The organism is Actinomadura sp. NPDC048955, assembly GCF_040649435.1.
GTDB classification, from domain to species: domain Bacteria; phylum Actinomycetota; class Actinomycetes; order Streptosporangiales; family Streptosporangiaceae; genus Spirillospora; species Spirillospora luteofluorescens.
In genome coordinates this window covers 21,474-31,817 of sequence record NZ_JBEZJI010000083.1, presented here as the reverse complement: position 1 = coordinate 31,817, position 10,344 = coordinate 21,474, and the positions used below count along the sequence as shown (strand labels likewise).

General features: G+C 76.0%; 5 protein-coding genes. 1 reads left to right on the top strand and 4 read right to left on the bottom strand.

Annotated elements, in window-relative coordinates:
- Positions 1-90: 90 nt before the first annotated feature.
- The 4 genes from AB0C84_RS41795 to AB0C84_RS41780 all read right to left on the bottom strand — a co-directional run bounded on the left by AB0C84_RS41795 (position 91) and on the right by AB0C84_RS41780 (position 6,965).
- Positions 91-1,332: a hypothetical protein gene (locus tag AB0C84_RS41795; RefSeq protein WP_361077317.1), complete on the bottom strand. Its 1,242-nt coding sequence runs from the start codon at positions 1,330-1,332 to the stop codon at positions 91-93.
- A gap of 50 nt (positions 1,333-1,382) precedes the next feature.
- Positions 1,383-2,492 carry a cystathionine gamma-lyase gene (locus AB0C84_RS41790; protein WP_361077314.1) on the bottom strand — a complete coding sequence of 370 codons (1,110 nt, stop codon included), beginning with the start codon at positions 2,490-2,492 and terminating at the stop codon, positions 1,383-1,385.
- Between the two features lie 102 nt (positions 2,493-2,594).
- Positions 2,595-3,494 carry a tetratricopeptide repeat protein gene (locus tag AB0C84_RS41785; RefSeq protein WP_361077311.1) on the bottom strand — a complete coding sequence of 300 codons (900 nt, stop codon included), beginning with the start codon at positions 3,492-3,494 and terminating at the stop codon, positions 2,595-2,597.
- Positions 3,495-3,506: 12 nt separating this feature from the next.
- Entirely contained in the window at positions 3,507-6,965 is a 3,459-nt protein-coding gene (locus AB0C84_RS41780; protein ID WP_361077309.1) for a protein kinase, read from the bottom strand.
- 49 nt (positions 6,966-7,014) lie between these two features.
- Between AB0C84_RS41780 and AB0C84_RS41775 the strand changes: the two genes are divergently transcribed.
- Positions 7,015-10,320, top strand: coding sequence for a DUF4132 domain-containing protein (locus AB0C84_RS41775; protein ID WP_361077306.1), 3,306 nt, complete (start codon positions 7,015-7,017; stop codon positions 10,318-10,320).
- Positions 10,321-10,344 lie beyond the last annotated feature (24 nt).

Here is a 10,344-nt window from a genome sequence, read left to right as displayed (position 1 = left end):
GCTCCACTTCTACAATCACCACCGCGCCCACTCCGCCATCGGAGACCAGCCACCGATCACCCGGCTGACCAACCTCCCTGGACATCACACCTAGGCGAAGCGGCTGCTCGGCACGGGGCCGGGGGAGCGCACCATGTCCCTCGGCCCGGTGAGCCAGTGGCCGGCGACCGTCCGGACGAAGCCCGCCAGACGCTCGTCGGGGTCCGGCGGCGCGCCGTCGTCGCCGTCGTCCGGCAGGGGCTCGGCGGCGACGATCTCGGCGGCCAGCTCCTCCTCGGGGCGCTCGTCGGGCGGGGCGGTCTGGGTCTCCCCGCCGGGCGTGACCCGCAGCTGCTCGCCCCAGGGCGCCACCGCGACCTGGTGCAGGAATCCGGCGACGTCGGCGCTCACCACGGGCGGGTCGGTCCAGCAGGACGCGTGCTCGAACAGCACCTGCCCCTCGGCCCGCTCCCGCAGGCCGTCCGCGTCCGTCTCGTTCAGGTCGTAGGCGACCACGAGCGCGCCGGCGCGGCCCGGGTCGAACGGCTCGGCGGGCAGCCCGAGCAGTCGTGCCGCCGCCAGCCCCAGGACGCGGCTCGACCGGTCGGGCAGCAGGCCCACCGACGCGGGACGCCGCCCCGCCGCGTCCAGGACCAGCCGCAGCCGGTCGAGGGTCCGCCTGCACAGGGCGAAGCTGTCGGAGGTGTAGGCGTAGCGGCCCGTCATGCCCTCGTCGAACCCGTACGGCGAGATCGTCGCGAGGACGCCACCGCCCAGCGCGAAGTGCCAGCCCCGCAGGTCCCGGGAGTCGAGCGGGCCGGCGGCCCGCGCCCGCGCGAGCATCCGCGCGAGCCGGTCGCGGGCCGGGGCCCAGTCCCCGTCCGGCGCGGGCAGCCGCGCCGCCTCGCGGGCCGCGCGGTCGAGGTCCCCGGAGAACAGCGCGTTGTAGGCCAGCAGGTACCGGGCGGGCCACGGGTCCAGCGCGTCCACGCGCGGTTCCAGGGCCGTGACGGCCTCGGCGTGCCGGTTCTCGCGTTCCAGCGCCGACACGAGCTCCATGAGCAGGACGGGCTCGTCCGGCATCATCTCCAGGGCGCGCCTCAGCGCCGGGATCGCCAGGAAGGCGACGCCGCGCTCGACGCAGGCGAAGCCGAAGTCGTAGAGCTGCTGCGGCTCCTGCCGGGCGGCCAGCGCCGCGGCCGCCTCGCGCATGTCGTCGAAGCCCGACAGTGCCGCCGCGCCCTCCATCAGCCGCGCGACCTCGCCCGGCTCCATCGCCTCGGCGTTGAACCGCAGATGCCGGATCAGTCCGGCGATGTCGCCGCTTTCCAGAAGTGCCCGCGCGTCGTTCATGGGCGGCCACGGTAGCGCCGGCCGCCCGCGCCGATCACCCGGTTTTCGCGCTACCCGACCGCCGCCAGCGCCCGCAGGACGTCCGCGACGAGGTCGCCGGTGTCCTCGACGCCGGCCGAGAAGCGCACGAAGCCGGGCGGGACGGCGTCGCCGCCCCACCGGGCGCGCCGCTCGGCGGAGCTGTGCACGCTGCCGAAGCTGGTGGCCTGCATGACGAGCCGCAGCGAGCCGAGGAACCGCTCGGCGGCCGCCTCGTCCCTCAGCGCGAACGACACGACGCAGCCGAACCGGCGCATCTGCCGGGCCGCGACCGCGTGGGACGGGTCGTCCTTCAATCCCGGATACCTGAGCCCGGACACGTGCGGATGCCCGCGCAGCGCCTCGGCCACGGCCAGCGCGTTGGCCGCCTGCCGGTCCAGCCTCAGCTGGAGCGTGGCGAGCGACCGGTGCGCAAGCCACGCCTCCATCGGCCCGGGGATCGCGCCCACGGTCCTGCGCCAGACCCGGACCGCTTCCGCCAGGCCCGGGTCGCGGGTCGCGACATGCCCGAGCAGCAGGTCCCCGTGCCCGGTCAGCGCCTTGGTGTCGCTGGCGACGGAGAAGTCGGCCCCGAGGTCCAGCGGGCGCTGCCCGAGCGGGGTGGCGAGGGTGTTGTCCACCGCCACGAGCGCGCCCTCCCGGTGCGCGGCCTCGGCGACCCGCCGGACGTCGCACACGTCCAGGTCCGGGTTCGACGGGGTTTCGAGCCAGACCAGCCGCGCCCCCTCCAGCAGCCCGATCTGGGCGTCGCCGGCGGTCGGGCCCATGCGGACCACCGCCCCGTACGACTCCAGGCGCTCCCTCAACGCCCGGGTCGTGTGATAGCAGTCGTCGGGCAGGACCACGACGTCGCCGGACCGGACCTGCGACAGCAGCACGGCCGCGACCGCCGCCATCCCCGAGGAGAACGCGACGGCCTCCGCCCCGCCCTCCAGCTCGCCGATCGCCCGCTCCAGCAGCGTCCACGTCGGGTTGGACTCGCGCCCGTAGGTGTAGGGCCCGCTCGCCTCCCCGGCCAGGTGGTAGTGCGCCGCGAACACGGGCCCGGGCAGGGCCGGGGCGAAGTTCTCCGCCTCCGGCCGCCCGGCGCCCACGGCCAGCGTCCCGTCCCCGATCTCCATGCGCGCCCCTTCCTCGCGGTCCGGCCTCCCATCGTTCCACCTGCGGATTCGGGCGGCCGAACCGCTCAGGGGTGTCTCTTGCGGGGACGCCTCCCACACCCCTCAGGTGCGGCGGAGGGAGTCGGCTATGCCGCGAGCCGTCTCCGACTCCGCGATGCGGCCCAGGCGCTCCAGCGCGTACGACTTGTTGTAGTGGTCGTTCCAGGAGTCCGGGCCGTTGTCGATGGCGTAGTCGATGGCGGGCAGGGCCTCCTCGTACCGGCCGAGCTTGACGAGCGCCGCGCCCTTCACGCTGTGCGCGCTCGCGAGGTCGTAGCGGCCCGCGCCGACGGCGCCGCCCGACGCGAGGAGGGTGATGGCGCGGTCCACGGCGGCCAGGGCCTCGGCGTCCCGCCCGGCGTCCATGAGGATGATCGCCCGGTTGATCTGCGGCGCGGGGTAGTCCGGCCGCAGGGCGATCGCCCGGTCGTAGGCCGCGACCGCGTCGGCGGCGCGCTCCGCCGCCAGGAGCGTCCGTGCCCGCTCGAAGTGGGACACCACGTCGGACGGATCGAGCTGGAGCGCCCGTTCGAACGCGGCCAGGGCCTCGGCGTGCCGTCCCGTCCCGGAGAGGGCGATGCCGCGCGCGCGGTGCGCGGCGGTGTACTCGGGGCGGAGGCGGACGGCCTCGTCCAGCTCCCGCACGGCGTCGCCGAGGCGCCCGGACTCGATGTCGCGCACGCCCCGGTCGTGGTGCTCGGCCGCGGCCGGGCGGGCGCGGCCGCTCATCTGCTCCAGCCGCGCGCCGGGGACGAGCTTGCCCCCGCAGGACGCGCAGCGCGGCGCGCGGAGCCGCGAGCGGGACGCGTGGCACCGGTCGCAGAAGTTGCTCCCGCAGAAGTCGCAGATCATGAACTCGGCGGCGAAGCCATCGGGGTCCTGCCGCGCCACCGGGTTGCCGCCCGGCACCTTGGACACCGAGATGAGGCGCGAGCAGGCCCACCCCGAACAGCTGAGGAGCATGATGCGTTCCCTTCAGAATGCGTAGTCCCAGTCGAGTTCCCAGACGCGCGTTCCCTGGTCCCGGGTTCGCGTGATCGCGACACGAAGGTCGGCGCTGAGCCCGGCCCATTCGATCGCGGCGGTGTGCGCGCCGAAGGAGTGCAGGCAGCGGCCGGCCGGGACGTCCCACACGCGCAGCGTCCCGTCGGACTCCCCGGAGACCGCGAACCTGCCGCCGGCGGCGGGCGCGAGGCAGGTGGCCGAGTCCGACAGGCGGTGCAGCAGGCGCCCGGCGCGCACGTCGAAGACCCGCAGTGCGTGCCCGGGGCCGAGCGCGGCGGCGAGGCCGCCGTCCGCGCCGACCTCGATCGACGCGAGCTCCTCGGACGGGCCGGGGACGTAGCCGCTGCCCTCACCGGTCGTTCCGTCCGCCGTCCAGAGCGTCCCGACCGTGTGCCCGCACGACACGACGGTGCGGCCGTCGGCGCTCATGGCGGCGGGCGTCCGGCCGGGGAGGATGTGCCGGCGCTCCCCGTCGAGCTCCCACAGCGTCACGACCCGCTGCCCGTCGCCCACGAGGAGGGTCCGGCCGCCGGACCCGAAGGCGACCGTGAAGACGATCCCACCGTGGCCCTTGAGGACGTTTCTTCGCCTGCCCCTGGCCAGGTCCCAGACGCGGACCACGCCGTGCTCGTCGCCGGACGCGGCGAGCCGGCCGTCCTGGCTCACCGCCAGCGCCCCGACCTCGGCGCGGTGCCCGCCGAACACGTGGACGCAGGCGCCGGACGCCACGTCCCACACCCGGACCTTCCCGTCGCCGGCGCCCGTCAGCAGCCGGGATCCGTCGGGCGAGAAGGCCATGGCTCCGAGGGACGTCCCGCCGACCTGGAGGGCGTGCAGACGCTCGCCGGTCTCGATGTCCACCAGCCACACGAGGGACCAGCCGCCGAACCGCAGCGCGAGGACGCCGCCGCCGCTCAGCACGCTCCCGCTCACCACGCGGCGCTCGGTGTCCGGCAGGGACCGGACCTCCCAGGCGCCCGTCACCGCCGTGGGCCGGCCGTGCCGTCCGGCTGCCCGCCACAGGTCGAGCAGCTCGCGGTTGCGCTCGTGGCCGGGAACGTTCCGCGCGGCGCGGATCTCCGCCGCGGCCCGTGCCCAGTCGCCGCGTTCGGCGTGACCGCGGGCGCGGGCGAGCGCGAGTCCGGCGGTGTCCGCCTCGCGCGCGAGTTCCGCCGCCGCGCGCGGCCGGGCGTGGCTCCACGGCGCACGCGGCCCCGCGGGTCCGAGCCGCCAGGCGTGGACGGTCCGTCCCGCCGCGGTGAGCGCGTGCCGCCCGTCGCCGCTCAGCACGGGCGCGACCAGGGAACCGCCGTCGCCCGGCAGCGTGCGCAGGCAGCGGCCGCCGTCCAGGTCCCACAGCTGGAGGCCGGCCGTCAGCGCCCAAGCCCCGTCGCCGCTGACCGCGAACCGCCCGCCCCGGCCGGCGGGGAAGCGGACCGTCCGCAGCGCGAGGCCCGCCACGGGGTCCACCAGCCGCTGTCCCGTGTCGGACACCGCCAGCGCGACGCGCCCGCCGGGGCCGAGCGCGACGGTCGCGCCCGGCAGCGGCATCGTGCGCACCAGGTTTCCGGTGCCGGTGTCCCAGACGCGAAGCCGCCTCGTGGTGGGCTCCCACTTCACGACGTGCGCTCCGTCTCCCGTCACGGCGACGGACGTGTCGTAGCCGCGGCCGAGGTCCTGCTCGCTCTGGAGGGTGTGCACGGACCGCCCGCCGAGCGTCGCCCACACCCGGACGCCCCCGCCCTCGGTGGCCGAGACCAGCAGCGAGCCGTCCCCGGAGAAGGCGAGCGAGGCGATCCGGCCAGGGTGCTCCTCGAACCGGTGCAGGACGCGCCCCGCCCGGACGTCCCACAGCAGGAGGGACCCGTCCCCGCCGCCCGAGGCGACGAACCGGCCGCACGGGCTCAGCGCGAGGGCGCTCACCCCGCCGGCGGATCCGCCCTGATGCGCCGGCACCGCGTGCACGCAGCGGCCGGCGGCGAGGTCCCAGATCCGGACGGTGCCGCCGTCGGAGCCGGGCGCGGGAGCGGAGGAGCCGTCCCGCCCACCGCTCACCGCCGTCGCCGCGCCGGGGCCGAGCGCGATGGCGCCGAGGCCGCCCGTGTGCCCTTCCAAGACGACCGGCGGACCCGGCGCCCGCAGCCGTCGGGCGCGTTCCAGCGCCGCGGCGGGCTCGGGCGCGCCCGGCGCCCGCCGGACCGCCGCCTCCAGGAACGCCGCCGCCTCGGCGGGCTCGCCGCGCTCCAGATGCACGAGCCCGAGCAGATGGTCGCCGATCCAGTCGCCGCCGTGCGTCGCGCGGACCGCCTGCAGCTCGCCGGCGAGCTCGACGTCGGTCAGCCGCCCCGCGCGCCAGCGGTGCAGGCCCCGGCCGAACACGGCGTGCGGGTTGTGCGGGTCGGTCCGCAGCGCCCGCTCCCACAGCGCCTCCGCCTCCGCGGGATGCCCGAGGTCCAGCATGGACAGCGCCTGGTTGGCCAGGCCGTCGGCGAGCAGCGTGGCGGGACGGGGCCGCTCCCGGGGGTAGGGATGCCCGGCGACCTGCGCGTAGACGGTGACGAGTTCGCCGGCCAGCTCGTCCATGCGGTCCGGGCGGGCGGCCGGATCGGGGTGCAGGCACGCGCGCAGCAGCGCGGTCAGCGCGGGCGGCAGGCCCGGTGCTCGCGCCGCGAACTCCTCGAACGCCCGCGCGCCCAGCGCGCCGTAACGGACCGGCGGGCCCCCGGTGAACATCGCGAGGACGCTGAGCGCCCACGACCACACGTCGGTCGCGCGCGTCAGCGGCGTCCGGCCGTCCTCGGCGGCCAGCGCCTGCTCGGGGGAGCAGTACGCCGGGGTCAGCCCGGCGAAGCTGACCAGGGGGTCGGCGTCGGGGCGCGGCACGCCGTCCTCGCCCGCGCGGACGCGCGCCTTCGCCAGCCCGAAGTCGGTCACCTTGGCGGTGCCGTCCCGCGCGAGCATCACGTTGGCGGGCTTGACGTCCTGGTGGACGAGCCCGGCGCGGTGCGCGTGGTCCAGCCCCCACGCGAACTGGATCGCGACGTCGACGATCCGGCCCGTCGCGCGCCGCGGGTCGGGGTCGCGCAGGCGGCCGTCCCGGATCGCCTCCGCGAGGCTGCCCCCGTCCACCCACTCGGCGAACACGCCGGGCAGCGGGCCGAGCCGGCGCACGTACGCGCAGCTCACCGTGTGCGGGTGGAGGCCGAGCCCGACCCAGGTCTGCGCCTCGTCCTCGAACTCGCGCAGGCCTCCCTGCGTCGCGACCAGCTCGGGGCGGGGCACCTTCATCGCCAGCTCGGCGCCCCACCCGCGGTGCAGCACCCGGTAGACCAGCCCCATGCCCCCGCTGGTCACCACGTCGAGGACCTCGTAGAGGTCGAGGACGACGTCGCCGCGCCGCCACGCCCGCACGTCCCCCGCGTCGACCATTCACCGGATCCTACGGATTTGTCGGCGTGCTCCTCTACCGTGGTGCGGCATGGAAGATCAGCTCCCCGGTGAGGACGACCTCGTGATCCCGGACGCCTGGCGGCGTTCGCTGCACGCGCGGCGCGGCGGCGCCCCCGGTTCCAAGATCAAGGTGGCCGGACCGGCGGCGGCGGCGCGCGCCGTCCAGGGCTTCGCGGAGCGGAGCCGCGGGGTGGTCGAGGCGCTGCTGCAGGGCGGCGCCGGCGAACCCGAGCTGACCGAGGCGGCGCGGGGGCACCTGGACGGGCGGCCCGATCCGGCGGGCGCGGCGGTGGTCGCGGCCGTCACCGCGATGGGCGTGGGCGGCCACGACACGGACAAGGTGCACCGGGCGTACGTCGACGCGTGGGTCGCCGAGCACGGTGTCGCGTTCGCGGCGTGCGCCCTGGTCGAGCTGAGCCGGACGAAGGCCGTCCGGAAGGGCGGCGGCACCTGGCTCGGCACCTCCGTCGGCGCACAGCGCATCACGGACGAGTACGCCCTCCAGATCCCGGAGCAGGAGGCCAAGCGCGTCCGCGGGCTGCTGGCCGTCGCCTCCGACGCCGACCACGCCGGCGCGGTGGAGCGTCTCGCGGCGCACAGGTCCGGGTGGTGCGCGAACTGGCTGGTGTCCTACCTCGCCCCGAGCCGCGAGGACTGGGTCGACGAGTGCTGCGCGGCCCCGGCCGAGCCGGCGCGCCGCCGCGACCTCCTGTGGGTGGTGATGCCGGCGCTCGGCAAGCCGGAGCAGCTCGCGGCGCCGTACCCGGCGCGCGGCCTGCACTGGGGCCAGGCGACCCGGGCCGTGCTGGCCAGCATGGCCGACGGCATCGGACCCGGCGTCCTGCCCTTCCTGCTCGCCCAGGCGGACGGCCAGTACCTGGAGTCCGACGACCGCAAGCGCATCTACGAGACGGTCGCGATCCTGCCGACGGACGAGGCCTTCCAGGCGCTGCTCGACCGGATCGACCACAAGCACGTCCGGGCCGCCCTCGGGGAGGCCGCGCGCCGGTTCCCGATGCGGGCGCTGCGGCTGCTCGCCCTCGCGGGCGCCGACGCCCTGCTCGCCTCCCACATCGAGGCCAACCCCGAACTGGTCGCCGCGGCGCTGCCCCGCCTGCCGGTGGAGGTCGCCGCCGCCGTCCGGCGCGTCGCCGCCTCGTCCGCCCGCGTTCCGGACGCGGCGCGCGACGAGGTGCCCGCCGTGCTCGCCGACCCGCCGTGGCTGCACCCCCGGCGCCCCGTGCTCACGGGCCTCACCGTCCCGGAGCCACGGCTCGTGTGGCGGGAGGGCGAGCGGGAGGAGTGGCTCCGGTGGGACCCGAAGACCGAGAAGCCTGACGACCCCGACTGGGAGGCGCTGGTCGAGGCCTACACGTCCGCGGGGCACGACTCCGGCAACGTGCCGCTGATGGTGTACGGGCCGGAGGAGCTGATCCGTCCCCTCATGCCCCGCTGGAAGGGCTACGGCGTCCGGTGGGCCCACGTGTGGATGCGGCCTCTCGCGGCCCGCTACGAACTCGACGCCCTTCCGTCGGCGATCCGGACGGCCAAGGCGTTCCCCGACTATTGCTGCGCGCCGCTCATGCCGTACCTGGACGGCGGCGTGGCGACGTTCATGGCGGGAGGTCTCGTCAAGCGCGGCGCGCTCCTCGTCCCCGCCCGCCAGTGGTTCGGCCGTCACGGGCTCGACGCGGTGCCCCTGCTGGTCCCGGCGGCGCTCAGCGACAAGCCCAAGGACTGGCGGAGCGCCGAGACCGCTCTGCGGTACGTGCGGGACCTGCGCGGCCTCGACGGCGTGGTGGCCGCGGCCCGCGACGCGCACGGCGAGGAGGCCGCCGAGGCGCTCCGGACCCTGCTGTCCACCCCGCCGGTGGAGACGGGCCTCGACAAGGCTCCCGCCATCGGCGCATGGGTGGATCCGACCCCGCTCCCGCAGGTGCTGCTGCGGGGCCGCGACCGTGCCCTGCCCCGGGACGCGGTCGATCACCTGGTCGGGATGCTCGCCCTCCCGACCTCCTACGGGGTCGAGGAGCTGGCGGAGGCGTTCGCGCCGGGCACCCTCGCGGAGTTCGGGTGGGCGCTGTTCCGGCAGTGGCTCGACGCCGGCAAGCCGTCCAAGGACGCCTGGGCCCTGCGGCAGCTCGGCCGCACCGGCGACGACGACACCGTCCGGCTCCTCACCCCGGTCATCCGGGCGTGGCCGGGGGAGGGCGGGCACAAGAACGCCGTCCACGGCCTGGACGTGCTCGCCGAGATCGGCACCGACGCGGCGCTGATGCACCTGCACGGCATCGCCCAGAAGGTGAAGTTCAAGGGGCTCCAGGCGGAGGCGCAGGAGCGGATCCGGCAGGTCGCGAAGCGGCTCGACCTGACCACCGAGCAGCTCGCGGACCGGCTCGTCCCCGACTTCGGCCTCGACGCCGAGGGCGGCATGACCCTCGACTACGGCCCGCGAAAGTTCCTCGTCCGGTTCGACGAGCAGCTCAAGCCCTTCGTCGCCGACGAGGACGGCAAGCGTCGCACGTCCCTCCCCAAGCCCGGCGCCAAGGACGACCCCGAACTCGCGCCCGCCGCCCACAAGGCGTTCGCCGGGCTCAAGAAGGACGTCCGCACCGTCGCCGCCGACCAGCTCCGCAGGCTGGAGCAGGCGATGGTGACCCGCCGCCGCTGGACCCCCGCCGAGTTCGGCGAGTACATCGTCCGGCACCCGCTCGTCTGGCACATCGCCCGCCGCCTGGTCTGGCTGGCGGAGGACGGCGGCACGACCGCCGCGTTCCGCATCGCCGAGGACCGGACGTTCGCCGACGCCGGCGACGAGGTGTTCGCCCTCCCCGGGACGGCCCGCGTCGGCGTCGCCCACCCGCTGGACCTCGGTGACGCGGTGAAGGCCTGGACGGAGGTCTTCGCCGACTACGAGATCACGCAGCCGTTCCCGCAGCTCGCCCGCCCCGTGCACGCGCTGACCGAGCAGGAGCGCGGCTCCGGCAGGCTGGAGCGGTTCGAGGGCCTCAAGCTGCCCTTCGGCGACGTCCTCGGCCTGGTGAAGCTGGGCTGGGAGCGCGGCGCGCCGCTGGACGCGGGCGTCGAGCGGTGGATCTATCGGCGCGTCGCCGACCGGCGGTACGTCGTCATCGACCTCGATCCCGGCTTCGCGGTCGGCGCGCTCGACGCCACCGGCGACCACCAGGTCCTCGACTACGTGTGGCTCGCGACGGAGCCCACCGACTTCTGGCCCAGCAGGGGCACCCCGCTGACGTTCGGCGAGCTGCACCCCGTCATGGCGTCCGAGATCCTCTCCGACCTGACCGCCCTCGCGGAGAAGGCGGAGAAGTGAGCGGCACGACCACCTGAGCGACCT

Excerpts from the sequence above, each read along its gene's own strand:
- AB0C84_RS41795 (WP_361077317.1), bottom strand. The coding sequence starts at position 1,332 with ATGAACGACGCGCGGGCACTTCTGGAAAGCGGCGACATCGCCGGACTG.
- AB0C84_RS41790 (WP_361077314.1), bottom strand. The coding sequence starts at position 2,492 with ATGGAGATCGGGGACGGGACGCTGGCCGTGGGCGCCGGGCGGCCGGAG.
- AB0C84_RS41785 (WP_361077311.1), bottom strand. The coding sequence starts at position 3,494 with ATGCTCCTCAGCTGTTCGGGGTGGGCCTGCTCGCGCCTCATCTCGGTG.
- AB0C84_RS41780 (WP_361077309.1), bottom strand. The coding sequence starts at position 6,965 with ATGGTCGACGCGGGGGACGTGCGGGCGTGGCGGCGCGGCGACGTCGTC.
- AB0C84_RS41775 (WP_361077306.1), top strand. The coding sequence starts at position 7,015 with ATGGAAGATCAGCTCCCCGGTGAGGACGACCTCGTGATCCCGGACGCC.